Source organism: Aquihabitans sp. G128, from assembly GCF_019048865.1.
Taxonomy (GTDB): Bacteria; Actinomycetota; Acidimicrobiia; order Acidimicrobiales; family Iamiaceae; genus Aquihabitans.
The window spans coordinates 979,252-1,004,451 of sequence record NZ_CP077604.1 but is presented as its reverse complement, the minus strand read 5'-3'; the positions used below and the strand labels follow the sequence as shown (position 1 = coordinate 1,004,451).

Sequence of the window (25,200 nt, the reverse complement as noted above, 5' to 3'; positions counted from 1 at the left end):
CCTGACGCGGGTCCGGGCCTCTGCCGGATCGGTACCCATCGGCACCGGTGCCGCGGCCATGAGGGGTTCTGGCACCTTCGGGTGACGGGCCGTCCGGAAGGCGGGACGAACGTCCGGCCGGGCGGCGTGGGATCAGGCCGGCGAGTCCTCCGTGGGCCACCAGCGCCGCAGCCAGCACCGGTCGATCACGACGTCGAAGGCCAGCAGGGCCACCCCCAGCCAGGCGGGGCGGTGCACGCTCTCGAAGTAGGTCGGCCAGTCGAAGCCCGGCGGGAGGTGGTCGAGCAGCGCGTTGTGGGCGACGACGAGGACCGTGCCTGCGAAGAGGAGGGGACCGCCGAGGGTCAGCAGGGGGCGGGCCCGTGGCACCCGCAGCGCCACCAGGGCGACGGCACCGAGCAGCAGGCCGTAGCCCGGGCCCATCATGGCGGCGCCGAAGGCCAGGCCGCCGAGCGTGGTGGCCACGAGGGCGAAGCGCGACGGCGTCGGTCCGGCGTAGCGCAGGACGCGCGACAGGCGGAGGGCGCGCGGCATGCTCGGCCGGGCGTCGAGGGGGATCCAGCCCAGCTCCGACTCGGCGCCGGCGGGTCGCCGGCGGGGCCAGAGGACCAGCACGAGGGCGGCCAGGATGGAGAGGGCCGAGGCTGCGAGCGAGGCCCACACGACCTTCTGCGGCGTCCACTCCAGGTGGACCGAGATGGTCTGGCCGGCGGGGACCTGCCACCCGTTGGCGTAGCCGTCGACGAGGGTGGGGGCGCCCAGGTCCTTGCCGCCGGCGGTGGCCTTCCAGCCGGCGTTGTGGCTCTGGCCCAGGATCAGCCAGAACGCGTCGTCGGCGCCGGTGACGGTCAGGTCGAGGCTGGTGCGGTCCTGGTGGTCGATGCGGACCTCGGGACGGCCGCGCCCGGGCGTGGATGGCGTGGTGATGGTGCCGTCGCCGGCATCGGCGTCACCGCCGGCCGCCGAGCGCAGGACCAGGCGGTCGAGGTCGAGCCCGGTGAAGGCACCGGGCGTGGTGCGCAGCGTGCGGGAGCCCGAGCGCAGGGCGACGCCGTCGGGGGCGCAGGTCCGCGCCTCGATGGCCTGGCCGGCGAGCAGGTCGGCGGTGGTCCCGCGGAGCGAGACGCCCACCGGCTTGCCGTCGACCTCGACGAGGTCGGCGCGGCACCCCGGGTCGATCGCCTTCGGCAGCTTCGGCGCCTGCAGGCCGGCGATGCCCAGGTCGACGATGCCGATCGGCAGGGTGATGGCCTTGCCGGTGAACCAGTCGATGGTCTGCTCCTCCCGCACCGCATCGGGTCCGTCGGCGACCGCGACCCGGACGTGGGTGCCGGTGACGGCCTTCGGCAGGCGGACCGAGACGGTCTGGTGGGCGTTCGGGGCGGGCTGGTCGTCGATCGCCGGCACGTCGACGGTCTGGGCGACGTCGGCGCCGGAGGCGTCGGTGACGGTGACCACCAGCTGGCGGGGCACGGAGTGCCGACCGTCGGCGAGGACGGACAGGTCGAGGTCGCGCACGGTGACCGGTTCGGCGGTGACGTAGTCGACCCACTCGCGCTGCTGGCCGAGGAAGCCGGGGCTCCACCAGGTGTCCGGGTCGCCGTCGATGGCCTGCATGGCGCGGTTCGCCAGCCCGCCGGGGATGTGGCGGCTGGAGGTCGCCGTCACGCCGCCGTCCTCGGCGCTCGGCAGGCCCAGGGCCTGGTCGATGACGTTGTCGGCGGCCGCGCCGTTGGACAGGCGGACCTGGCCTCGGAGCCCGAACGAGCGGGCGGCCGGCAGGGCGAACGTGCGGGCCATGGCCAGCTCGGGATCGGTGCGCACGGCCACCGTGCCCGCCACCCGCTGGCGGCTCAGGACGATGGCCAGCGGGTGCTCGAGCGAGCCGGTGCCGGCGGCGGCGAGCAGGTCGGTGGGCAGGCGGACGACGTCGTCGGCGACGGGCCGGGTCCCGTCTCGATCGACGGCCACGACCTCGGCGAAGCCGGTGGCGCTGATGCCGTCCCAGCGGCGGAGGTGGTCGGGATCGGTCTCGCGGATGGTCAGCGACACGGTGGTGAAGCTGCGCTCGCCGAAGCGCAGGACCTGGCCCGGGGCGGAGCCCTCGGTGGGCTTCTCCGGGCGGGAGGAGTCGTCGAGGTCGTAGGACGTGGCGGGGCCGCCGTCGAAGCTGACGTCGACCTTGGTGATCGAGCGGGTCCGCACGCCACCGAAGGCCTGGAGGACGCGCAGGTGGTCGGTGGTGACCGGCTTCTCGTAGGTGAGCCGGAGGGTCTCGCCGTCGGCCGAGCCGAAGCCGCCGACCTTCCAGGCGGTGTTGACGTTGCCGTCGACGGCGTTCGTGGGGTCGTCCTCAGGGGTGTAGGAGACCGAGTTGCCGTAGCCCGTCGCATCGGCGTAGACGCCGCCGCGTGCTTCGACCACCGTGGCCTGGGCGTCGGTCTGGTCGGGGAAGACCTCGAGCCGCTCGTCGGTGGGGTCCGCCTCCATCGGCTCCTGGCCGGCTCGCTCGGTGATGCCGGTGTTGTCGCGCACCGTGCTCCAGCGCCGGCTCTCGCGCCGGTTGGTGTCGGTGAGCACCAGGGCGGCGTCGCGGTCGATCTGCTGCTGCAGGGCCTTCTGGTCCTTGGCGTAGGACCCGGAGTACAGGACGAGCTCGTGGCCGTCGACCAGGCCGGCCGACGCGGCGTCGACGAGCCCGTCGCCGTTGCCGGCCAGCACGACGGGGCTGGTGGTCGGCGCGGTGCGCACGATGGCCTCGTGGTCGTCGACCGGGAGGATGCCGACCTCGGGCGGATCGGGCAACGACGGCGGGATGGCCAGCTCGGCCTCGTCCAACAGCGGGAGGTCGGCCCGCGGCGTGTTGCGCTCGGCGGGCCCGAAGCCCAGCGGCGTGCCGATGTCGGGCGCGGTGCGCAGGAGCTGCCACAGGGTGCGCGGCCGGGGCGTGTTGTACCGCTCGTAGCTCAGGTCCGAGCGCACGGAGATGTCGCCGACCCCCATGAACCGGGCGATCGGCGCCAGGGCCCGGGCGTCGAGCGTCTGCTCCTGGAGGCGGTGGTCGAGGGCGTTGAGGAAGTCGGCCGACGGCGGCGAGCCGTAGGGGATCAGCTCGCGTGCGACGTAGGGCCGGTCCATCAACCCCGGCAGCACCGGGTCGACGGTGTTGCCCCAGCGGTACGAGGCGAAGTCCGAGCCCGGGACCTCCAGCACGCGGCTGCCGTCGTCGCGCCGGTCGAGGGCGGCGGCCGCTTGGTTCCAGTACGCCGGGATGTCCTCATCGCGGTCGAGGTTCGAGTCGACCAGCTGGCCCCGCCACAGCGGCGGCAGGCCGAGCACGGCCAGCACCATGACGGCGGCGGTGAGCGGCCGGGCCAGCCGTGGGCGCTGGACGGTGATCGAGGCGATCAGCGAGCCGGTGAAGACCGACAGGGCGAGCACCACCAGCGGCGCCGCCCGCGGGAGGCTGCGCATGGCCAGGCCGGCGTCGGAGAGCAGGAACGCCTTCATGGCGGCGGGCGCGGCGGCGCCGTCGTCCCAGGGGTGGCCGCCGACGGCGAGGAACAGCCCGACCACCAGCATGAGCAGGAAGAAGGCGCGCTCACGGAACCGGGTGAGGGCGGCGCCCACCAGGCCGAGGCCCGGGAGCAGGTAGGTCACGAAGAGGACCTTGGGGCCCTCCATGTACTCGCGAGACGCGGCGATCCAGGGGCCGTAGCGGTCCTCGCCGTAGAAGAACCAGTAGCCCAGGCCGCGCAGGACCTCGAGCGACAGGGAGGCGACGGCCACGGTGCGGGCCGTCTCGGTGTACTTGAGGATGTCGATGCCGTAGCCGCCCTGGGCCCAGAGGCCCGAGAGCCACCAGAGCGAGCAGCCGACGGTGACCACGCCGATGCGCCCGACCGCCTTGGCCGCATCGCGGAAGCGCACCTCGCGGGTGATCCAGAGCTCGTTGGCGATCCAGAGCAGCGGGCCGAACCCGCACAGGATGAGCGCGGTGGCGTTGACGCTGCCGATGGTGGCCACCACGAGGGCGAACAGCGCCGGCTCCCGCCACCGCTTGTGCCGCAGCGACAGGACGGTGAGGCCGATGAGCCAGGGGAGCCCGGCATAGGGGAGCAGGATCACCGAGAGGCGGGCGCCCAGGGTGAGCACGTACGGCGTCAGGGCGTAGACGAAGGTGGCGGCCGTGACGTGCGGCCCCTCCTGGCCCATGGCCTTGAGCATGAAGCGGACGCCGATGCCGGCGACCACGAGGATCGTGGCGAGCCAGATCCGCTGGGCCACCCAGTCCGGCACGTCGAGCTGGTCGGCCAGCCAGTAGTAGGGCCCGATGGGCCACAGGTAGCCGATGTTCTGGTGGGTGACCGTGCCCATGCCGATGTTGGGGTCCCACATCGACGTGGCCCGCGACAGCATCCGGCCCGGGTCGAGGTAGAGGTAGGTCTTGGTGTCGGCGCCGACCTTGCCCGGCTTGGTCAGCAGCAGCGGCACGTAGACCGTGACCGCGAGGATGGTGGACGGGACGGCGGCTCGCAGCCGCCGCCGCAGCGGCGAGCTCAAGCTCGCGAGCCGGCGCCGGGGCGGTGGCGGCGGCCCAGCGCTTCGTCCGCGAGGGCCTCCAGGATCTGCGTGGCGGTGTTGGTCCACGTGAACTGCGAGGCGTGGACGAGGGCGCCGGCGCGGAGGCGGTCCCGCAGCGCGTGGTCGGTGGCGACGGCGGCCAGGTGGCGGGCCAGCTCGGCGTCGTCGTCGGCCAGCAGGCCGCTCTGCCCCTCGGCGATGGCGTCGACGTGGCCGGGGATGCGGGTGGCCACCGCGGGCGTGCCGCAGGCTGCCGCCTCGGTGAGCGTCATGCCCCAGCCCTCGCGCACCGAGGACGAGGCGACGGCCCACGCCCGCCGGTAGGTGGCCACCAGCTCGTCGTCGGAGATGCGGCCGGCGAAGTGGACGTGGTCCTGGACGCCGAGCTGGTGCACGAGGGACTCGAGGTCGGTGCGGTCGGGACCGGTGCCCACCAGCACCAGCTCGAGCTCGGGGGCGTGCTGCCGGGCGGCCACCACGGCGCGGATGAGGCGGTCGAAGCGCTTGACCGGCACCAGGCGCCCGACGCCCACCACCAAGGGGGTGGGCGAGAGCTCGCCGCCGGGGGAGAAGCGGGGGTCGACCCCGGGGGGCACGACGTCGACGAGGTCGTCGCGGAACCCGATGTCGAGCATCTCCCGCTTGGACGACGGCGACAGGGTGATCATGCGCGACCGGCGGTACAGCTTGGGGGCCACCCGGCTCTCCAGCGTGTCGCCCAGCTTCGCAAGGTTCGGCGGCAGCACCATCTTCCACATGTCGGCGTGGACGTGGTGCAGGAACACGACACGCGGGCCGCGGGCCCACAGCGGCGAGAAGAACGGCATGCCGTTCCAGATCTCCACGAGCGCGTCGCGCTCGCCGTAGCGCCGGGTGGCCTCGCTGGCGGCCGCCCGGGGGAACACGAGGTAGCGGCCGGCCTTGCGGACCACCTGGTAGCCGTCGCGGTGGGCGTGGCTGGGGTGGCCCTGGGCGAACGAGGTGCGGATCACGACCTCGATGCCGGCTTCGGCCCACAGCCGGGCGACCTCCGGCGCGTGGACCTCGGACCCGCCGGCCTCGACGTCGTCGAGGTCGCGCCAGGCCAGCATGTGGATCCGCCGCAGGCCCGCTCGGGCGGCGATGTCTCCCAGCTTCTGGAGGTGGTCGGAGGAGTCGGTCACGGGTCGTTTCGACGTCGGTGGATCGCTGGGGCACGGGTGCCGGTGCAGTACGCTGCGCAACCGGTCGACGACCCGCCCGGCAGGCTCCGAAGCACCCTAGTGCGGGCCTGCCACACACCGAGGGCATCGACTCCCCGAACACCGCCGGAGGCGCCGCGCATGTCCACACCCACCGCCAGCACCTTCGAGGAGGTCACCCAGGCCGTCGCCGGGGTGGAGGGCTGGATGACGCCGGGCCAGGCCCGGCGGCTGTGGACGTGCTCTCGCGCCGTGCGCACCGGCGGCCGCATCGTCGAGATCGGCTCCTTCCGTGGCCGGTCCATGATCGTGCTCGCCTCGGCGGCCGCCGAGGGCGTCGAGCTGGTGGCCATCGACCCCCACGCCGGCAACGACCGGGGCCCCCAGGAGATCGACGGCTTCGCCGAGGCGGCGGCCGACGACTTCGAGGTGTTCAACGCCAACCTGTCCGCCGCCGGCGTGGCCGACCGGGTCCGCCACGTCCGCAAGTTCTCCGGCGAGGCGCTGGCCGACGTGCCCGGCGCCATCGACCTGCTCTACATCGACGGCGCCCACCGGTTCGGTCCCGCCCTCGACGACATCAAGCGCTGGAGCGCCAAGATCGAGCCCGGCGGGGACCTCCTGATCCACGACTGCTTCTCGTCGATCGGCGTCACCGGCGCCCTCGTGGCCTCGCTGTTCTTCGGTTCCGACTTCCGGTACCTGGGCCGCTCGGAGTCCATGACGCACTACCGCAAGGAGCCTCTGGGCACCGGCGAGCGGGCCCGCAACGCGGCCCGGCAGGCCGCCAACCTGCCGTGGTTCGTCCGCAACGTCGTCATCAAGGCCCTGATCCTGGCCAAGCTGGGCCAGGTCACCCGGGTGTTCGGCCACGATCCCGAGACCTGGCCGCACTGAGGTCGTCCCCGTCGTCCCGCTCCCCGCAGGAAAGCAAGGCTCCATGTCGTCCCTGACCATCGTCATGCCGGTGTACAACGAGCGCGAGACGCTCCGCACCGCCCTCGATCGGCTGCTCGCGGTCACCATGCCCATCCCCACCGAGGTCCTGGTCGTCGACGACGGCTCCACCGACCGGTGCACCGAGACCATCGCCGACCTGGTGGAGGCCGGCCAGGTCCGGCTCATCACGCAGGACCCCAACCAGGGCAAGGGCAAGGCGCTGCGGCGGGGCATCGAGGAGGCCACCGGCGAGCTGCTCACCGTCCTCGACGCCGACCTCGAGTACGACCCCGCCGACTTCCCGGCCCTGCTGCAGCCGATCCTCGACGGCGACGCCAACGTCGTCTACGGCGCTCGGTCCTACGGCGGCCACGCCGCCTACTCCTTCTGGTTCGTCCTGGGGAACAAGATGCTGGCGCTGTGGGCGTCGTTCCTGTTCGACGCCTGGCTCACCGACATCGAGACCTGCCTCAAGGTGGCGCCCACCACCACCTGGCGCCGCGTGGACCTCCAGTCGAACGGCTTCGGGATCGAGGCCGAGCTCACCGGCAAGCTGCTGGCCATGTCCGAGCGCATCTTCGAGGTGCCGATCTCCTACCGCGCCCGCGGCCGGGAAGAGGGCAAGAAGATCCAGTGGACCGACGGCGTGGCGGCGTTGTGGATCCTGGCCCGGATCCGGCTGCGGGGGAAGTGACCGAGACGCCCGGGGGAGCGGCCGAGGGCCGGTTCCTCCCGGACCGGCGGACCCTGGTCCTGCTGGGGCTGCTGGTCGCGGTGGCGTTTGTCGTCCGCGTCGACCTGCTGCGCAACACCTCGTCGCCGATCCCGCCCGCGCCGGCGGTCAGCGACGCCGCTGCCTATCGGTTGCTCGCGTCGAACCTGGCCGACGGCAAGGGCTACGTCCGGCCGTTCGACCTGCAGCGCGACGGCCGGTCGGTGGCCTCGGCGGAGTACCCACCCGGGTTCCCCGCCCTCCTGGCCGCCGCCGACCTCGTCGGGGTCTCGTCCGAGGCCGGGCAGCGGGCGGTGCTGTGCCTGGTGGGCAGCCTCACCGTCGGCCTCGTCGGCGTCGCCGGCTTCCGCCTCGGCGGTCGCCACGCCGCGCTGCTCGCCGCCGCGCTGGCGGCGGCCCACCCGTCGCTGTGGTCCACCGACACCTCGCCGCTCGCCGAACCGCTCGCCGCCTTCCTCGGGATGGCGGTCGTGGTCGCCGCCCTCGCGGTCCACCAGCGGCCCAGCCGGTGGCGGTGGGTGGCCCTCGGCGCCCTGGCCGGGCTCGGCGGCCTGGTCCGCGCCGAGCTCCTCCTCGTGGGCCCGCTGCTCGTGCTGCCCCTGGCGTGGCGGCTCCCTGGCGACCACCGCCGCCGGCTCGCCGCGCTGGCCCTGGGGCTGGGCGCCATGGCCGCGGTGCTTGCACCGTGGACCATCCGCAACGCCGTGGCCTTCGGCCGGTTCGTGCCGGTGTCGAACAACCTGGGCTCGGTGGCGCGCGGCGCCAACTGCGACCGGGCCTACCACGGCGAGTTCCGCGGCCTCTGGGTCACGAACGTCGCCACCGACGGCGGGCTGGAGGTCGACCCCGACGGCCGCTGCTTCACCGGCTTCGACGTGACCCACGGCCAGGACGAGGCGCAGTCGGCCGCCGCGCTGCGCAGCGCCGGCCTGCGCTACGCCCGGGACCACGCCGGCGAGCTGCCGGGCGTCGCCCTCGCCCGCATCGGACGCACCGTCGGCCTCTACCGCTTCGACCAGCAGGTGAACTTCGCCCGCTTCGAGGGCCGCACCGCCCGGTGGGACCGCAACGGCACCCGCCTGTTCCAGCTGCTCGCGCTGGTGGCCCTGGCCGGCGCCGTCGTGCCGTGGCGTCGGCGCGGCGACGGCCCGCGGTGGGTGCTGGTCGTCCCGCTGGTGGCCGTGCTGGCCACGGTGGTGGCCACCTACGGCAACCTGCGCTTCCGCGCCGTGGCCGACCCGGTGGTGGTGGTGGTCGCCGCCCTGGCGGTCACCGACGCGGTGCGCCGCTTCGCCACCGCGCGGACCTGAGGCCGGGGACTACTTCCAGCACGGCTCGTTGGCGACGGTGTGGGCCACCGGGCCCGCCACGGGCGCCGGGTCCTGCAGGAACACCGCGGTCGGGACGCCCTCGCTGACCAGGCGGCTGGCCAGGCGGTGCGCAGCTGCCGGCGCCGCCGGGCTCAGCACCACCAGCGTGAGCGACCGCTCGAGCTGGGCCGGGTCGAGGTCGGTGCCCTCGGCCGCCAGCGTCCGCTGCAGCTCGTCGAAGGTGGCCTGGTAGTCGAACCCGGGGTCCGACGGACCGCTCTCGGCCAGCACGCGGGCGTCGGGCTTGGCCTTCCACGCCGCGATGGCGAGCGGGCCGGTGACCGCCGTGAGCACGGCGTCGTAGCCGCCGGGGCACCGCACGCGGCGAGGCTCCACGGCCGTGGCGGTGGGCGCCGGGCTCCCCACGTCGAACCCGCGCCGCTCCAGGTCGAGCAGCAGCCCGAAGCCCACGCCGCCGAGGTAGACGGGGTCCTCCCAGTCGACGAGGTAGCGGGTGCCAGGCTGGAGCGCGGCGGCCGTCCGGGGCGCCAGCACCTCCTCGGCCTTCCAGGAGTAGTCGTAGGGGATCTCCTGGCGCGAGACCCGGACCGCCGTGGCGACGCTGCCCAGGACCAGCAGGGCGACCGCGGCGGCGCCGAGCCGGCGGGTCAGCCCCGGCGCGGGCCGGGGGAGCAAGGTGGCCACACCCCACAGCAGCGTGAACACCACCAGGCCAGCGAGGACCACGGCCCACCGGAAGACGTAGAGGTAGGCGGCGCCGAAGATGCGGCTGGTGGCGAAGAGCCCGAAGGCCAGCGAGGCGGCCAGCACCAGGTCGAGCCGGACCAGCGCCGGTTGGTCCCCGCGGCGGGCGACCACCGCCGCGACGGCGGCCCAGGCGAGGAGCAGGGCCAGGCCCGGCACGATCGACGCGTGGAGGTCGAGCCCGCCCGTCACCCAGGCCCCGAGGGGTGCCGCCGTCCGCAGGAGCAGCTTGGCGCCCTCGACCACGCCGACCGGGTCCTCCGACGGGGAGCCGAAGTTCGACGCCAGCTTCTGCGCGTTGCTGGGGTCGTTGCGCACGGCGTCGACGATCGGGCCGCTCCAGGCGGTCACGCCCAGGAGGAGGGCGCTCGCCGTGGGCAGCACCCAGGACGGCGCCTCGCGGTAGCGCAGGCGGACCGTGACCTGGCCGTCGTCGCCCGAGGTCCCCGGCTCGGGCCGCCGGGCTCGGCGCCGCGCCAGCCAGATGGGGGCCACCACCGAGGCCAGCACGAGGGGGGCGGCCACCGGGGCGTAGCCCACGTGGCCCTGGATCGCGTAGGACCCGCTCGCCACGGCGACCACCGGGGCCCAGCGCCAGCCGTCGAGGGCGTTCCAGGTGGTCACGAGCAGCACGGTGAAGGGCAGCAGCGCCACCCAGGGGTTCCACGGCTGCGAGAGGCCGTCGAGGCCGAAGCCACCGACCAGCACCAGGGCCACGGCCACGTAGCCGGCGGCGACGGCCACACCCGCGGCCTTGCGCACCAGCCACACCGAGGTGGCGAGCCAGGCCAGGTTGACCAGCGTGGTGGCTGCCTCGAACGCCCAGGACGAGCGCCCGAGCAGGGCGTAGAGCGGCCACGTGACCCAGAACATGAGGGGGCCGGGGTGGTTGCCCTGGCGGCCGGCAGCGTCGGTGATGCGGCCCGCCGCGCCCACGAGGGGCGGGTGCGACGGGAGCGAGCGCATGCGCAGCTCCGCCTGGGCGAGGTCACCGGTGGGGTACCAGGTGCGCTGGGCCAGCGCGACCACCAGCACCACCAGCGGCAGGCCGGCGACGACCACCAGCAGCGGCCACCAGCGCGCCCACCTCGGTGGGGTGCCGGCGTCGTCGGCGGGGGACGGATCGGCCGGCGGCAGCATCGGCGGCGAGCGTAGTGGTCGACCTGCTCGCGGCCCCGCCCGGGCTCGATCCGGGTCGCCTCGCCGGGCTCCCCCGTGCCCGGGTGGTCAGGGGTGCCTGGACTAGGTTCGTGGCCCATGCCCGAAGCAGCGCCGCCGAACGTCGTCGTCACCGGAGCGGCCGGCTGGCTGGGCCAGAACCTGGTCCGCGACCTCGTCGACGACGGCCGCAGCGTCGTCCGCTGCCTGGTGCGCGAGCCCGCCGAGGGGGCCTTGCTCGAGGTGCTGTCGCCGGCCGTCCAGCCCGTGGTGGGCGACGTCCGCGACCCGGCGGCCATCGAGGCCCTGTTCGACGGCGTCGGGTCGGCCACGGTCTTCCACACCGCCGGGGTGATCCACCCGCCCGGCACCACGCGGCCCTTCTTCGACGTCAACGTCGGCGGCACCCGGCTGGTGCTCGACGGCGCCCGCCGCGCCGGCGCCGGCCGGTTCGTCCACGTCTCCTCCAACTCGCCGTTCGGGGCCAACGCCCGCCCGACCGACCGCTTCACCGAGGACAGCCCCACCAACCCCTACCTCTCCTACGGGCAGAGCAAGCTCGAGGGCGAGGAGCTGGTGCGCAAGGCCCACGACCGCGGTGACCTCGAAGCCGTCGTCCTGCGCCCGCCGTGGTTCTACGGGCCGCACCAGCCCGCCCGGCAGGACCAGTTCTTCTCGGCCCTCCGCAAGGGTCGGTTCCCGCTCATCGGCGACGGGCGCCAGCAGCGCTCGATGGTGTTCACGGGGAACCTGGTGCAGGGGTGCCGCAGGGCTGAGGTCGCCGACGCGGCGCCGGGCAACGCCTACTGGATCGCCGACGCCGAGCCCTACGAGCTGCGCCGCATCTTCGAGGGGGTGCGCGAAGCCCTCGCCCTCGAAGGGCTGCCGGTCTCGGGGAAGCTGCGGCCCGTGCCGCGCCTGCTGGCCGACGTCGCCGTCAAGGCCGACACGCTGCTGCAGGCCGCGGGTCGCTACGTGCAGCCCGTCCACGTCCTGGGCGAGCTGCGCGACACCATCGCCTGCGACATCTCGGCGGCGCGCAAGGACCTCGGCTACGAGCCGGAGGTCGCCCTCGTCGAGGGCATGCGCGCCAGCATCCGCTCCTGCCTCGCCCGGGGAGCGCGGCTGTGAGCCGCACGGTCCTCGTGGCCGGCGGCAGCGGCTACTTCGGCGCCCTCCTCGCCGAGCGGGCCAAGGCGCGCGGCGACAACGTCCGCATCTTCGACCTCGAGGCGCCGGCCGACGCCACCGACATCGAGGTGGTGCGCGGCGACGTGCGCGACCGCGGCGCGGTGCGCGCCGCCTTCGAGGGCGTCGACGTCGTCCTCAACAACGTCGCCCAGGTGCCGCTGGCCAAGGACCACGAGCTGTTCTGGTCGGTCAACGTCCTCGGCGCCGCCAACGTCCTCCTCGCCGCACGCGACGCCGGCGTCAGCAAGGTGGTCCACACCTCGTCGAGCGCCATCTTCGGCATCCCCGACACCAACCCGGTCACTGAGGCGACGCCCGGCAAGCCGCTCGAGGCCTACGGCCGGGCCAAGCTCGAAGCCGAGCTCCTGTGCCACGAGGCGGCAGCCGCCGGCCTCGACGTGAGCATCATCCGGCCGCGGACCATCCTCGGGCACGGCCGCCTGGGGATCATGGCCATCCTGTTCGAGTTCGTGGCCGAGGGCGCCCCCGTGTTCGTGATGGGCGGGGGCCGCAACCGCTACCAGTTCGTCCACGCCTACGACCTCGCCGACGCCACCCTCCTGGCGGCCGACCGCGAGGGCCCGGCCACCTACAACATCGGCGGCGACAGCCCCGGCACCATGCGCGAGACGCTCACCGCCCTCGTCGAGCACGCCGGCACCGGCTCGAAGGTGCGCTCCCTGCCCACCGGCCCGGCCGCCACCGCCATGAAGCTGCTCGCCGGCCCGGGGTGGATCCCGCTCGCCCCCTATCACTGGCTCATGTACGGCGAGTCCCTCTGGTTCGACACCACCAAGGCCCGCGAGGAGCTCGGTTGGGCGCCCACCCAGGACAACGCCGAGATGCTCATCGAGTCCTACGAGTGGTTCCTGCGCAACCGGGCGGGGCTCGGTGACCGCCACGGCTCGCACCACCAGTCGCCCCTGCCCCTCGGCCTCATGAAGCTGATCAAGAAGCTGCCGTGACCGAGGTGGCCGACGCCCCGGGCGACCCGCTGTTCGTCGAGGCCGACGAGCGGGTCGCGCCCGTGGCACCGACGGCGCGCCGCCGGGCGCCAGCCCGTGACACCTGGATCACCGTCGGCTGCTGGGCCCTGGTCACCGTGCCGCTGGTGGTCGCGCTGGTGGCGGCCTACCGGCCCCACTGGTACCCCGTCGCCGACCTGGCCCAGTACGAGCTGCGGGTGCGCGACGTCGGCGGCCGCCACACCCCGCTCATCGGCCTCGCCGGGCGGATCGGGCCCTGGTACGACCCCGGCAGCCACCCGGGCCCGCTGAGCTTCTGGATGCTGGCGCCGGTCTACCGGCTGCTCGGCAGCACCTCGTGGGCCTTCACCGCCGCCGCGGTGAGCCTGCACGCCCTGGCCATGGGCCTGGTGCTGTGGATGGGCAAGCGCCGGGGCGGCCTGCCCCTGGTGCTGGCGCTCACCGCCGCGCTCGCGGTGCTCACCCGCTTCTACGGCCACCACGTGTTCATCGAGCCGTGGAACCCGTACCTGCCGGTGCTGTGGTGGCTCGTGCTGCTGCTGGCCGTGTGGTCGGTGCTCGAGGGCGACGTCGTGATGGTGGTGCCCGCCGTCGTGGCCGGCACCTTCTGCGCCCAGACCCACCTGCCCTACGTCGGCCTGGTCGGCGGGCTGGGGGTCTTCCTCGCCGTCCCGCTGGCCATCTCGCTGTGGAAGGGCCGCACGGCCGAGGACCAGGCCGCCGCCGCCCGGGCCCGTCGCTGGAGCGCCGGCGCGGTGGTGCTCGCCGTGCTGCTGTGGACGCCGCCGGTGATCGACGAGATCTGGGGCGTGGGCAACCTCACCCGCATCAAGGACTCGGTGTCGAACCCCACCGAGGGCGTGTCGGGCATCCGCGGCGGCTTCGCCGAGCTGCTGCGCAACCTCGACCCCACCGCCTACCTGACCGGCCGCGACCTCACCGGCGTGAGCACCGGCTCCGGCGTCTGCTGGGCCGCCCTGCTCCTCTTGGTGGCCTGGGCGGCGTCGGCCGTGGCCGTCTGGCGGCTCGGGCACCGCACCCTGGTCCGGCTCCACCTGGTGCTCGCCGCCGCGCTGGCGCTCGCCGCCATCTCCTCCACCCGCATCTACGGCCTCCTCTGGTCGTACCTGTTCCTCTGGGCGTGGGGCCTCACCGCCCTGCTGGTCGTCGCCACCGCGTGGAGCCTGCTGGTGGTGGCCCGCCACCGCTGGCCGGCGGCGGGCGACGTCGCCACCTCGCCCCGGCTCGCCGCCGTCGCCGTCCTGGTGGCCGTGGTGGCCGCCGCGTCGTTCTCGGTCGGCAACCTCGACGCCGTCCCGGCCCGCACCGACCTCTCCCAGGACCTCGGCGCGGTGTCCCGCCAAGCCGTGCCCAAGCTCGCGTCGGGCGACCTCGTGGGCAGCGGGCGGTCGGGCCGCTACCTCGTGCGCTGGACCGACCGCGTCACCATCGGCTCGCAGGGCTTCGGCCTGGTCAACGAGCTCGAGCGCCAGGGCTTCACGGTCGGCGTCGACAAGCCCTTCGGCGTCGGGGCCACCCAGCACCGCGTGCTGCCGCTGGCCGACGCCACCGGCGTCCTGCAGCTGGTCACCGGCCCCGACATCCCCGCCTGGGACGCCAACCCCCTGGCCCGGCGCATCGCCTACCGCGACGCCCGCACCCCGGCCGAGCGGGCGGGGTACGACCGCATGGTCGCCCAGGTGCAGCAGGAGCTCACCGACGCCGGCCTCACCAAGCAGGCCGGCGAGTGGAGCGGCAACCTCTTCACCACCTCGCTCGACCCCGACGTCCCCGAGCCCATCAAGGTCCAGATGCGCGAGGTCCTCGCCATCCGTGCCCCCGTCGCCATCTACCTCCTCGCCCCCACCGACGCCACCCCCTGACCCCCCGCCACGCGGCCACCAGCGCACCCGCCCCAACCCTCCTGCAACTTGTGGACGGAGACCGCCGAAAACGGCAGCGATGGCCCACAAGTTCGTCACGGCGGAGGGCACCCCGTCGAACTTGTGGGCGGAGACCGCCGGAAACGGCAGGGAGGGCCCACAAGTTCGTCGGCGGACGCTGGTGCCGTCGGCGAGGCGGTCGGGCGGGGACGGGCGCCGGGGCGGGTCAGCGGGTGAGGAAGTGGGCGGCGTTGCGGGACGCGATGGCCATGATGCCGGCCTGGGGGTTGACGCCGGGGGCGTCGGGGAGGAGCGAGGCGTCGTTGACGTGGAGGTTGGCGTAGCCGTGGACGCGGCCGAAGGAGTCGGTGCCGGCGAGGTGGCCCCGCTCGCCCATGCGGATGCTGGAGGTGAGGTGCACGGTCATGAGGTTGGCCGCCTTGGGGGTGACGGCGTCCCACCAGCTGGCGAGGTCGGCTCGGGAGCGGGCGACCGTCGCGCCGGTGACCGAGGGGTAGAGCTCCACGGCCCCAGCCGCCAGCAGGGCCTCGCCCAGCGCCACCAGGCCTTGGGCCAGCTTCGACAGGTCGTTGGGGGTGAGCCGGTAGGTCACCAGCGGCGACGCCAGCCCGGGGATGGCCACCACCGCACCGGAGCCCTCGCTGCGGATGGCGGCGTAGTACACGCCGACGTTGCGCCAGTCGGCCAGGGCGTCCTCGAACGGGACGGCGGTCTCGGCCAGCGCCATGGCCACGTGGCCCCGCCGGCTGGCGGAGCCGCCGATGGTGAAGGCGGGGGCGAACTCGGTGATGCGGTGCATCGCCACGTCGTCGTGGTCGGTGGCGAACGGGAAGCGGGCGGCGATCTTGATGGTGGGGTGGAGCTTGAGGCCACGGCCGATGGAGCGCCGCACACCCGAGCGCTGGAGCAGGGCGGGGGAGTGGATGGCCCCACCGCACACGAACACGACGTCGGCGCGCAGCACGACGTCCTCCACCGTGCCGTCGGCGCGGGTGAGCCGGGCGCGGGCACCGGTGACGCGGTCGCCGGCACGCTCGAGCTTGGTGATGCGGCAGTCGGGCAGCAGCACGGCCCCGGCGGCCAGCGCCCGGGGCAGGAACGTGCGGGCCATGGTCTGCTTCACGCCCCGGCCGCGCTCGTCGTAGCGGAAGACCCGGGGGAACTCGGTGGAGCGCCAGCCGAGCTTGGTGGCGCCCTCGTCGAGGACCGCCGAGGACCGAGGCGGGGGACCGGGCAGCGACGACACGCCGAGCTCGTCCTCGATGGCGGCCGCCTCGCGGTCGAGCGTGGCGGGGTCGAACTCGTCGATGTCGTAGCGCGAGCGCCACTGCTCGGTGAGCTCCGACGGGAGGCGGTGCCAGAGCCCGCTGTTGACCTCGGTGCTGCCGCCCACGCAGCGGCCCTCGGTGTAGGCGATCGGGGGCTGGCCCAGCGCGCCGGCGCCGCCGCCGTGGCGGTACTTGGCCACCATCTCCTCGAGCGAGAACGGCTCCACGGCGTCCGGGTGGACCTCGGGCCCCTCCTCGACGATGGTCACCGAGCGGCCCGCTTCGGCGAGGCGGACCGCGGTGGTGGCCCCGCCGGCCCCGGAGCCGATGACCAGCACCTCGGTGTCGATGGCCCTCACGGTGTCGCCGCCTCCATCTTCTCGTTCTCGGCGAACAGCACCAGCGACTGCAGGGCGCGGACCCACTGGCGGACGAGGCCGATGGGGTGGGTCTTGAGCCAGGCGAGGTCGTCGGGGCCCGAGCGCCCGGCACCGACGACACGGCGCAGGCCGCTCCACGCCGTGAGCGCCACGGTGATGGCGGTGATGCCCAGGCGGAGGAACTCCGGCATGGCGGCGAGGGCGCCTCCGACGAAGGCCACGACCTCGGAGCGCTGGGCCTGGTCGTCGGTGGTCAGCATCGACGTGACGACCCGGCGCTCGTAGGAGAACATCGGCGCAACCCTACCGCTCGCCCCTGCCGCCAACGGAGGCCGGGCCGCCACCGCCCGGGACCCCGGGTCGGGGCACCTCCGGGTCCTAAGCTGGCCCCTCATGGCTGTGACCAGGCAAGCCCCGCGGGGAGACGGGGCCCGGGCCGCCGGGAGCGGTCCGGCCGCCCCTGGCGTGGGCACCCTCGCAGGGCTGGCGGCCGCCGTGTTCGTGGTCGGCACGGCCGCCCACAGCACCGACGTCGGCACCGGTGCGCTGGGCCGCCTGCTCGCCCAGTACCCCGTCGCCGTGGCGGTCGGCTTCGTGCTCGTGGGCCTGCTCGCCTACCGGCCGTTCCTCGTCCCGGCCCGAGCGGACGGCGAGCCTGCCGCCCCGGCCGAGACGGCGACGCCGGACCGGCCGGGACCGACCTGGTGGTCCGAGGCCCGGCGGTGGCTGCTGCGGCTCGTCCCGGTCACCTGGCTGGTGCTGGTGGCGGCGTACCTCTTCGCCCCGGCGCGTGGCGGCGAGCCGCCGTCCACCGCGTTCAGCCCGGTGGCGGCCGGCGCCACCGAGGTGCCGTTGCGCGCCCTGGCCCAGCTGGCGTCGTTCACGTCGCCGTACCTCGGCCACCCGCTCCGTGGCCCGGCGTCGCACCTCTGGCCGGTCGCCACCGCGCTGGCCTTCTGCCTGCTGGTGCCGCACCTCGCCGCCCGAGCCTCCAGGGGCCGCTCCCCGTGGACCGTGCCGGTGGCGCTGGCCGTCCTGGGCGGCACCTTCCGCTTCGTCGCCGTGGTGGCCGCGCCCAGCCACCCGGACCTGCTCACCTGGCTGCCCGCCAACCTGCACCTCTTCGCCGCCGGCATGGCCCTGGCCGTCGCCGCCACCCGCCCCACCGGCGAGCTGCCCGATCGACTGCGGCGCGCCGTCGCCGCGTCGGCGGCACCCATCGTGGGCGCCGCGCTGGCGGTGGCGGTGCTGGCAGCGGTCGCCCTCGGCGTCGACGTGCCGGCCACAGGCCTGGTGGTGGCCGAGGGACGGGGCCTGGTGGCCCACGGCGCCCAGTGCGTCGCCGCCCTGGCGCTGGCCGTGCCGTTCGTCCTGCGCCGGGCCCACGGCGGTGCCGCTCCCGGCGACGGGCCGGTGGGCACCTGGCTGGGCCGACTCGCGCTGCCGGCGTTCCTGTGGGCGCCCCTGGCGCTGGGCCGCTGGGTCAGCCCGGCCGTCGCCTCGGGCCTTCCCGACGCCGCCCGCCACCCGGGCCAGTCGCTCTCGGTGGCGCTGGTGCCCACCGTGACGTGGACCCTCGCCGTGAGCCTGGTGCTCGCTGCGCTCACCTGGCTGCTGGTGACCCGACCGCTGCGCCGGGTGGAGGACCACCCGGTGAGCAGGTTCACCACGGGGCTGTGGGCGATCGTCCTGTGCAGCTTCGCCGGCCGGCTGTGGTCGATCGGCACGGCGACGGCCCGCAACCCCGGCAACGGGGACCCCTGGTTCTACCACTCGCAGGCCAACATGCTGGCCGACGGCGTGGGCTTCGGTGAGCCCATCCAGTGGCTCACCCAGGGCCGGTTCGTGGCCTCGGCCATCCACCCGCCGCTCTTCACGCTGTGGCTCACGCCGGCCTCGATGCTCGGCGCCCGCGGCTTCCTCACCAACAAGGCCATGGCCGCCTTCGCCGGGTTGGGCGTGGTGGTGGTGGCGGCCCTGCTGGCGCGACGCTTCGCCGGCCCTCGGGCCGGCCTGGCCGCCGCCGCGCTGGTGGCGATCTACCCCGACCTCTGGATCATCGACGGCACCCTGTGGCCCGAGGGCCTGTACACCGCCACCGTCGGCCTCACCCTCCTCGCCGCCTACCGCTGGCGCGACGCCCCGTCGCTCGGTCGAGCGGCGCTGGTGGGCGCCGGGGTCGGGGCCGCGGTGCTCACGCGGGGCGAGGCGCTCCTGCTGCTGCCCATCCTCTGCCTGCCGCTCGCGTGGTCGGGCCGGCGCGAGGCCACCCGCTGGGTGGTGCACGCCGGGGTGATGGGGATCGTGGCCCTCGGGCTGCTGGCGCCGTGGACGCTCCGGAACCTCACGCACTTCGACCACCCGGTGCCGGTCTCCACCAACAGCGAAGAGGTCCTCTACTACGCCAACTGCCCGGACACGTACCAGGGGCAGTTCATCGGTTACTGGTCCTTCAACTGCCAGGAGCGGGCCCGCGCCGAGCGGGTGGCCCAGGGGCAGCCGGCCGATCCGCCCGGCGACGAGTCCGAGCGGGCCGCCGCGTGGGGCAAGCTCGGCCGCGAGTACGCCTCGGCCCACAAGGCCCGACTGCCCTACGTCGCCGCCGCTCGCATCAGCCGGGTCTGGGACCTGCGCTACGCCGAGAACAGCGCGCGAGCGATCGCCCTGGAGGGGCGGCCCCTCGAGTGGTCCCAGCGCGGCCTCTGGATCTACCGGATCGTGGCGCTCCCCGGCCTCGTCGGGTTGTGGCTGGTGCACCGGCGCCGTCGAGGCGAGGCCTGGCCGCTGGTGGCCATGCTGGTCGGCATCACCGTCACCGCCGTCTACGCCTACGGCCACGTCCGGTTCCGCACCGTCGGCGACCTGGTGCTGATCGTCGGTGCCGCGGTGGCCGTCGACGCCGTCCTCGAGCTCGCCCGACCCCACCCAGCGGTCGCCGCCGGCCCCGATGGCGCGGCAGGCTCCCGTGGCCCCGACGACCACGGCCCCGACGGCCGCGACCCCCTCGATCCCGCCACCCCCGCCCAGCCCGAGCCCGGAGCCCGATGACCGACCAGACCGCTGCCCCCGTCGACGACGTCCCCGCACCGGCGGACGCCCCCGGTCGGGCCGCGCCCGCCTGGGCCCGTGTGCGCTTCGACTGGCGCACGGTGCTCGCCGTGGTGGTCGTCCTCGTGGTCTTCGGCCTCCCGCTGCGGGCGCTGTTCCGCTACCAGGGGCCGCCCATGGAGGAGGGCTTCATGCTCGTCTTCCCGGAGCAGGTCCTGCACGGCCAGGTGCCCCACCGGGACTTCCTGCACCTCTACGGCCCGGGCTCGCTGTGGGCCCTGGCCGCTTGGTACAAGGCGCTGGGCGTCTCGATCACCGCCGAGCGGATCTTCGGCCTCGGCCAGCTCGCCGGCATCGTCTTCGGCGTGATGGCCCTCGTGCGGCCCTGGGGCCGTCGGACCGCCGCGCTGTCCGGCGTGCTCGGGGCGCTGCTCACCACCACCGCCATCGGCCTCACCGCCCTCGCGTGGAACGGGGCCGTGGCCCTGGCGGTCGCCTCGGTGTGGCTGGGGCTGCGCGCCCGCCGGTGGCTCACCGATGCCGGCGCCGAGCCCAACGCGCCGGCCGACGCCGACGGCACCGCCGCCCGGCGCGCCGCCCTGCTGCTCCCGGCATCGGGCCTCCTCGCCGGGCTGGCCTTGCTCTTCCGACCCGATGTCATCGTGGGCGTCGGCCTGAGCGCCCTCGCGGTGCTGGCCGGCCTGAGCTGGGCGCAGCGGCGGCGATGGGCCGTCGGCGCGGCCGTCGGCGTGGCTCCGTACCTCGTGCTGTTCGCCACGGCCGGGCCCGGCGACGCCATCCGGGGCATGTTGATCGACCCGGTGTTCAAGCTGCGCGACGGCCGGTCGCTGCCCCGGCCGCCCTCGTGGGGCCACTTCGACGGTGCCCTCCAGAAGGTGGCCTCGTTGCGGGAGCCCTCGTGGTCGCTGCCCTCGCTCGCCTCGCCCAACCAGGCGTTCATCTGGTTCTTCCTGCTGCCCGCCGTGGTGGCCTTCGTCCTCGGGGTCGGTTGGTGGCGGGTGCGGGCCGAGCCGGCGGCGTGGCGGCCCCGCGTCCTGCTCGTCGTGGGCCTGCTCGGCCTGGGCCTCATGCCCCAGGCCCTCCAGCGCCCCGACTCCACCCACCTGGCCTGGGTGAGCTGCGTCCCCCTGAGCTTCCTGCCCGCCGCGGTGGCCGAGCTGCTCGCCCACGTGCGGCTGCCGGCCGTCCGCCACCACGCCGCCTCGTGGTCGGTGGCGCTGGTGGCCCTCGTCCCCCTCTTCGTGATCCCGCACTTCACGGCGCGCACGTGGGTCGACCTGGTGGGCCAGGGCACGCGCGACGACATCTTCGGCTACCCGCTGCGCCACGACGGCCGGACCTTCTACCTGGGCTCGGGCCCGATCGCCGACGACGCCCAGCGGATGCTCGACGAGGTCGGCCCGAAGATGGAGCCCGGCCAACGCCTGTTCGTGGGGACCGCCGACCTCCGCAAGACGCCGTACTCCGACGCGTACCTCTACTACCTGCTGCCCGACCTGGAGCCAGCCACCCGCTACATCGAGATGGACCCGGGCATGGCGAACCGCGCCGACTCGGGCATGGCCGGAGAGGTGGCCAGCGCCGACTGGTTGATCCTGAGCCACATCTGGGACGGCTGGTCCGAGCCCAACGGCTCGCGCGACCAGGGCTCCGACGCCCCGAACCAGGTGGTCCGGAAGGACTTCTGCGGGGCCGGCACCTACGGCCCCTTCGAGGTCTATCGGCGCTGCACCAGCCGGTAACGTGGCGCCGATGCGCAGCCTCGTGGTGGTGCCGACGTACCAGGAGGCCGACAACGTCGAGCGCTTCCTCGCGGCGGTGCGGGCGGCGGCCCCGGCGGCGGACCTCCTGGTGGTCGACGACAACAGCCCGGACCGCACCGGCGAGCTAGCCGAGAAGGTCGGCGCCGAACTGGGCCGCACCACCGTGCTGCACCGCCGGGCCAAGGACGGCCTCGGGGCGGCGTACCGCCACGGCTTCGCCTGGGCCCTGGCCGAGGGCTACGACGTCATCGTCCAGATGGACTGCGACTTCTCCCACGACCCCGCCATGGTCCCCGACCTCGTCGAAGCGGTGGTGCAGGGCGCCGACTGCTCCATCGGCAGCCGCTACGTCCCCGGGGGGTCGACGCCCAACTGGCCGCTGCACCGCCAGGTGCTGAGCCGGTACGGCAACCGCTACACGTCCTCGGTCCTGGGCCTCGGCCTGCGCGACGCCACCTCGGGCTTCCGGGCCTACCGGTCCTCGGCGCTCGAGCGGATCGACGTCGCCACCACCCGGTCGAACGGCTACGCCTTCATGAGCGAGCTGGCCCACCGCATGGTGCAGGCGGACCTCAAGATCGTCGAGGTCCCCATCACCTTCGTCGATCGGGCCGAGGGCACCTCGAAGATGTCGGCGCGGATCATCACCGAGTCGATGGCGATCGTGACCGCCAACGGCATCAGGGCCCGCTGGGATCGGCGGCGCGCGACGACCAGCGGCGGGCTGAGCCGGTCCCACACCGCAGCGATGGCCACCCCGGCCAGGAAGCACGAGGCGACGTCGTAGGGGAGCCGGAACCGCACCAGCCCGTAGAAGGCCGTGGACACCACGACCACGATCGCCACCGACGCCACGAACGGCACCACCGTGGTGCCGCGCCGTCGCAGGAGCACGGCGCCGGCCACCGTGAAGGGCACCAGCAGCCAGGTCACCTGGAAGCCCAGGCGCGTCACCCACGGCGTGCGCCCCTCGTTGCTCCCGGTGCCGATCGCCTGGTCGAGGCCGTAGAGGCCCCACACCCGGGCGTTGCGCACCGCGACCACCTTCGGCAGGTCGCCGAGGTGGGCGCGGACGTACCGGGTGCCCTGCTGGCGCAGCACCTTCGACACCTGCGACGGGTCCAGGCAGGGGAGCCGGTGCTGCTCGGGATCGCCGCAGGGCCGGTTCGGGTCGGTGCCCGCCGGCAGGGCCGGCGCCGGATCCGGCTTCGCCGCCTCGATGCGGGCGTAGCCGTCGACCACGCACGGGGTGAGCGTCCAGCCGCCGGTGATGGCGCCGTGGTAGGTCTCGGCGCAGTTGGCGCCCGCCAGCGTCAGGCCGTCGTTGGTGGAGATCGCCACCGGCTCTTCGAACCGACCGAGGTTGAGCAGCGTCCACGGGGCGAGCACCACCAGGGTGGCGAGGGTGGCGGCACCGGCCAGCCGGAGGCGCTGTGCGGCGGGCAGCGGGCGAGCCAGCGCCACGAGCGGCCACACCATGAGCGGCAGGAACAGCCCCGTCTCGGCCCGCGACAGCGCGGCGAGGCCGCACAGGGCGCCGGCGACGGCGGCGAGGCGGAGGCTCGGACGCCGCGACAGCGCGATGCCGGCCCAGAGCACCAGCGCGACCACCAGTGCGGTGGGGGTCTCGCTCATGACCAGGACGTCGTTCACCCACAGCGCCGGCGCCAGCGCGGCGACCGCAGCGGCGGCGATCCCCGCCCGGGGGCCGGCCAGGTTCCGCACGGCGAGGCCCACCACGGCGATGGTGGCCGTGCCGAGGACCACCATCGTGACCCGCTGGGCGAACGTGCTGGTCCCGAAGAGCCACGACGTCGGGCCGAGGAGGAGCACGGTGAGCGGCGGGTGGTCGGCCGTGGGGCTGCCGGTGAAGAGGTTGCGGAACAGGCGGCCGTCGCCGAGGTTGATGGCGACGGTGCTGTACCAGAAGGCGTCGCCCTGTTCGAAGACCGGGACGCGGTCGACCCGGGAGGCGAGCAGGTGCCAGGTGCGCAGCCCGAGGCCCGCGAGGGCCACCAGCGCGAGGGCCGGCGTGAACCACGGAGCCCGTGGTGCGAACGGTGGCTCGTCGGCCACCTCGGAGGCACCGCCCCCCTCGGGGAGGGCGGCGGTGCGGGGTTCGGGCTCGGCGGGGGGTGCGGCTCCGGGTGTGCCCGGAGCCCCGTCGGGCTCGTCAGCCCGCAGGCTCATCCGCGGACTTGGCGCGAGCGGCCTCGATGGTGGCCCGGGCGATCACCGGGGCGTCGCGGCCGGTGCCGTGGCTGCCGGGGACCCGCTCCTTCACCCGGCTGGTGGCCTCCTCGTGGTACTCCTCCTCCACGTTGACCTCCCAGACGTCGTGGGTGGTGCCGGTGGCGATGTTCTCCACCGTCAGCATGGCGGTGAACATCGAGTGGTCCTGGTTGTTGTACCGGAACATGCCGTTGCGCCCCACGGGGTGCACGTTGCTGGCGTGCTCGGAGAGCCAGCCGCGCAGCACGTCGACGTTGGCGCGGTAGCGCTCGTCGTAGATCGGATAGGCCTTGGGCTGGCGGACGACGTAGCCCTCCTCGACCTGGCCGACCTTGGCCAGCCCGAGCTGCTCGAGCTCCCTCTTGGCCCGCTCGACGAGCCAGGCGTCGTCGGCGTTCCACTCGTCGTCGCCCTCCCAGACCGTGTACTCGAGGCCCAGGGTGTTGCGCCCCTCCTTGACCATGTACGGCGACCAGGAACCGAAGTTCTGGATGCGCATGGTGCGGACCTTGGGGTCGTGGATGTAGATCCAGTTGTCGTCGAAGTCGACGAGCGCCTCGGGCAGCACCACGGCGACGATGAGGTAGTCGCGGTAGCGCAGGTCCTCGGCGGCGGCCTTGATCTGGGCCGGCACCGGCGGGTCCATGGCCTCGAGCAGGTGCGAGATCGGCATCGAGGAGATGACCTCGGTGGCCGGGTGGGCGGTGACCACGCCGTCGCGGTCGGTGGACTCGACGCTGAAGGCCTTGCCGTCGGCGTGGCGCACCTTGGTGACCGTGGTCTCCATGGTGACGGTGGAGCCCTGGTCGACCACCTTGTCGCGGCACGTCTCCCACATCATCCCGGGCCCGTACTTCGGGTACTGGAACTCCTCGATGAGCGAGGTGATCTCCTTCTGGTTCCGCTTCGGCGTGAGGGCGTTGACGATGGCGTTGCCGAGCGACAGCCCCTTCACCCGCTGGGCGGCCCAGTCGGCCGGCATCTCGCTGACCGGGACGCCCCAGAGCTTCTCGGTGTAGGTCTTGAAGAAGGTGCGGTAGAGCCGCCAGCCGAAGCGGGCCACCAGCCAGCCCTCGTAGTTCGTCTGGTCCTTCGGCGGCCGGACGCGCGCCGAGACGTAGGAGCCCACGCAGAGCACCGCCTCGATCGGCCCGAGGTTCTTGAGGGCGTTGACGGCCTTGATCGGGTAGTCGAAGTACTTGCCGTTGTAGAAGATCCGGCTCTTGCGAGGCCGCATCAGGAAGTCCTCGTCCGGGAGGATCTCGTGCCAGAGGTCCTCGACCGGCTGGACCTTGGTGAAGAACCGGTGGCCGCCGATGTCGAAGCGCCAGCCGTCCTTCTGGGCGGTCCGGGAGATGCCGCCCACCATGTCGTCGGCCTCGAGGATGGTGGAGCTGATGCCGTGCTTGTGGAACTGGAAGGCGGCGGTGAGCCCCGCCGGCCCGGCGCCGATGACGACCACCTCGTGCGCCGGCGTGCCGGGCGCGGTGCCCGCCTCGCTGGCCTCGGTGGCGTCGGGGGTGTCGGCGGCGTGTTCGGACATCGTGCGGGGACCGTCCTTGTCGAGCGTGGGAAGGGGAGAAGGGTTCGGCGTGGTCCTCGCGCCCTCCGGTCCGACTCGGCGGTCCAGGGGGTCGGCGCGCGGCACGCGACCGTCCGAAACTACCGGACCGGTGGGCCCCGGGCCGCATCATCGGCGCCTGTCCGGTCGGGGTGCTTTGGGCGCTTGGGCGGCGA

15 protein-coding genes and 1 pseudogene are annotated in these 25,200 nt (G+C 74.2%); 9 read left to right on the top strand and 7 right to left on the bottom strand.

From position 1 onward, the window contains the following. Positions 1-132: 132 nt before the first annotated feature. Positions 133-4,563, bottom strand: coding sequence for an alpha-(1->3)-arabinofuranosyltransferase family protein (locus KSP35_RS04685; protein ID WP_216999363.1), 4,431 nt, complete (start codon positions 4,561-4,563; stop codon positions 133-135). Beyond that, positions 4,560-5,747 (bottom strand): glycosyltransferase family 4 protein, encoded by a 1,188-nt coding sequence (locus KSP35_RS04680; RefSeq protein ID WP_216999361.1) that lies wholly within the window; start codon positions 5,745-5,747, stop codon positions 4,560-4,562. The genes KSP35_RS04685 and KSP35_RS04680 overlap by 4 nt, the downstream gene beginning before the upstream one ends. A 159-nt stretch (positions 5,748-5,906) precedes the next feature. Between KSP35_RS04680 and KSP35_RS04675 the strand changes: the two genes are divergently transcribed. The 3 genes from KSP35_RS04675 to KSP35_RS04665 are packed head-to-tail and all read left to right on the top strand — an operon-like array spanning position 5,907 to position 8,747. Continuing rightward, positions 5,907-6,662 carry a class I SAM-dependent methyltransferase gene (locus KSP35_RS04675; protein WP_216999360.1) on the top strand — a complete coding sequence of 252 codons (756 nt, stop codon included), beginning with the start codon at positions 5,907-5,909 and terminating at the stop codon, positions 6,660-6,662. A gap of 43 nt (positions 6,663-6,705) precedes the next feature. Further along, positions 6,706-7,398: a glycosyltransferase family 2 protein gene (locus tag KSP35_RS04670; protein ID WP_216999358.1), complete on the top strand. Its 693-nt coding sequence runs from the start codon at positions 6,706-6,708 to the stop codon at positions 7,396-7,398. Beyond that, positions 7,395-8,747 (top strand): glycosyltransferase family 39 protein, encoded by a 1,353-nt coding sequence (locus KSP35_RS04665; protein ID WP_216999356.1) that lies wholly within the window; start codon positions 7,395-7,397, stop codon positions 8,745-8,747. The genes KSP35_RS04670 and KSP35_RS04665 overlap by 4 nt, the downstream gene beginning before the upstream one ends. 9 nt (positions 8,748-8,756) lie before the next feature. Here KSP35_RS04665 and KSP35_RS04660 read toward each other — a convergent pair whose 3' ends face one another. Beyond that, entirely contained in the window at positions 8,757-10,652 is a 1,896-nt protein-coding gene (locus tag KSP35_RS04660) for a hypothetical protein (RefSeq protein ID WP_216999354.1), read from the bottom strand. A gap of 117 nt (positions 10,653-10,769) precedes the next feature. Between KSP35_RS04660 and KSP35_RS04655 the strand changes: the two genes are divergently transcribed. From KSP35_RS04655 to KSP35_RS04645, 3 genes are read left to right on the top strand one after another with little or no spacing between them, the layout of a single operon-like run. Continuing rightward, the gene (locus KSP35_RS04655; RefSeq protein WP_216999351.1) at positions 10,770-11,801 is read left to right on the top strand and encodes an NAD(P)-dependent oxidoreductase; all 1,032 of its coding nucleotides are present in this window, start codon (positions 10,770-10,772) and stop codon (positions 11,799-11,801) included. Then, positions 11,798-12,826 (top strand): NAD(P)-dependent oxidoreductase, encoded by a 1,029-nt coding sequence (locus KSP35_RS04650; protein WP_216999350.1) that lies wholly within the window; start codon positions 11,798-11,800, stop codon positions 12,824-12,826. Before KSP35_RS04655 ends, KSP35_RS04650 begins: the two co-directional genes overlap by 4 nt. After that, a complete protein-coding gene (locus KSP35_RS04645) occupies positions 12,823-14,730 on the top strand; it encodes a hypothetical protein (RefSeq protein ID WP_216999348.1) in 1,908 nt (635 codons plus the stop codon). The genes KSP35_RS04650 and KSP35_RS04645 overlap by 4 nt, the downstream gene beginning before the upstream one ends. Positions 14,731-14,956: 226 nt before the next feature. Here the strand turns inward: KSP35_RS04645 and KSP35_RS04640 are convergent, their stop codons facing one another. Together KSP35_RS04640 and KSP35_RS04635 are read right to left on the bottom strand one after the other, a co-directional pair. Continuing rightward, positions 14,957-16,378: a GMC family oxidoreductase gene (locus KSP35_RS04640; protein WP_216999346.1), complete on the bottom strand. Its 1,422-nt coding sequence runs from the start codon at positions 16,376-16,378 to the stop codon at positions 14,957-14,959. After that, on the bottom strand, positions 16,375-16,692 hold the full coding sequence (locus tag KSP35_RS04635) for a hypothetical protein (RefSeq protein ID WP_216999344.1): 318 nt from the start codon (positions 16,690-16,692) through the stop codon (positions 16,375-16,377). The genes KSP35_RS04640 and KSP35_RS04635 overlap by 4 nt, the downstream gene beginning before the upstream one ends. Before the next feature lie 100 nt (positions 16,693-16,792). On the opposite strand from KSP35_RS04635, the gene KSP35_RS04630 reads away from it, so the two are divergent. Genes KSP35_RS04630 through KSP35_RS24010 form a run of 3 tightly spaced genes read left to right on the top strand, consistent with a single transcriptional unit; the run spans position 16,793 to position 22,018 of the window. After that, positions 16,793-19,447 (top strand): glycosyltransferase family 39 protein, encoded by a 2,655-nt coding sequence (locus KSP35_RS04630; protein WP_216999342.1) that lies wholly within the window; start codon positions 16,793-16,795, stop codon positions 19,445-19,447. Continuing rightward, the gene (locus KSP35_RS04625) at positions 19,444-21,210 is read left to right on the top strand and encodes a hypothetical protein (RefSeq protein ID WP_216999340.1); all 1,767 of its coding nucleotides are present in this window, start codon (positions 19,444-19,446) and stop codon (positions 21,208-21,210) included. Before KSP35_RS04630 ends, KSP35_RS04625 begins: the two co-directional genes overlap by 4 nt. Positions 21,211-21,220: 10 nt before the next feature. Next, a complete protein-coding gene (locus tag KSP35_RS24010; protein ID WP_254126989.1) occupies positions 21,221-22,018 on the top strand; it encodes a polyprenol monophosphomannose synthase in 798 nt (265 codons plus the stop codon). A 647-nt stretch (positions 22,019-22,665) separates the two neighbouring features. Here the strand turns inward: KSP35_RS24010 and KSP35_RS24005 are convergent. Together KSP35_RS24005 and KSP35_RS04615 are read right to left on the bottom strand one after the other, a co-directional pair. Continuing rightward, positions 22,666-23,421, bottom strand: a pseudogene (locus tag KSP35_RS24005) (ArnT family glycosyltransferase); the annotation flags it as partial. Then, entirely contained in the window at positions 23,405-25,006 is a 1,602-nt protein-coding gene (locus tag KSP35_RS04615; protein WP_216999336.1) for an NAD(P)/FAD-dependent oxidoreductase, read from the bottom strand. The gene KSP35_RS04615 and the pseudogene KSP35_RS24005, both read right to left, overlap by 17 nt. Positions 25,007-25,200 lie beyond the last annotated feature (194 nt).

Excerpts from the sequence above, each read along its gene's own strand:
- KSP35_RS04675 (WP_216999360.1), top strand. The coding sequence starts at position 5,907 with ATGTCCACACCCACCGCCAGCACCTTCGAGGAGGTCACCCAGGCCGTC.
- KSP35_RS04670 (WP_216999358.1), top strand. The coding sequence starts at position 6,706 with ATGTCGTCCCTGACCATCGTCATGCCGGTGTACAACGAGCGCGAGACG.
- KSP35_RS04660 (WP_216999354.1), bottom strand. The coding sequence starts at position 10,652 with ATGCTGCCGCCGGCCGATCCGTCCCCCGCCGACGACGCCGGCACCCCA.
- KSP35_RS04655 (WP_216999351.1), top strand. The coding sequence starts at position 10,770 with ATGCCCGAAGCAGCGCCGCCGAACGTCGTCGTCACCGGAGCGGCCGGC.
- KSP35_RS04635 (WP_216999344.1), bottom strand. The coding sequence starts at position 16,692 with ATGTTCTCCTACGAGCGCCGGGTCGTCACGTCGATGCTGACCACCGAC.
- KSP35_RS04630 (WP_216999342.1), top strand. The coding sequence starts at position 16,793 with ATGGCTGTGACCAGGCAAGCCCCGCGGGGAGACGGGGCCCGGGCCGCC.
- KSP35_RS04625 (WP_216999340.1), top strand. The coding sequence starts at position 19,444 with ATGACCGACCAGACCGCTGCCCCCGTCGACGACGTCCCCGCACCGGCG.
- KSP35_RS24010 (WP_254126989.1), top strand. The coding sequence starts at position 21,221 with ATGCGCAGCCTCGTGGTGGTGCCGACGTACCAGGAGGCCGACAACGTC.
- KSP35_RS04615 (WP_216999336.1), bottom strand. The coding sequence starts at position 25,006 with ATGTCCGAACACGCCGCCGACACCCCCGACGCCACCGAGGCCAGCGAG.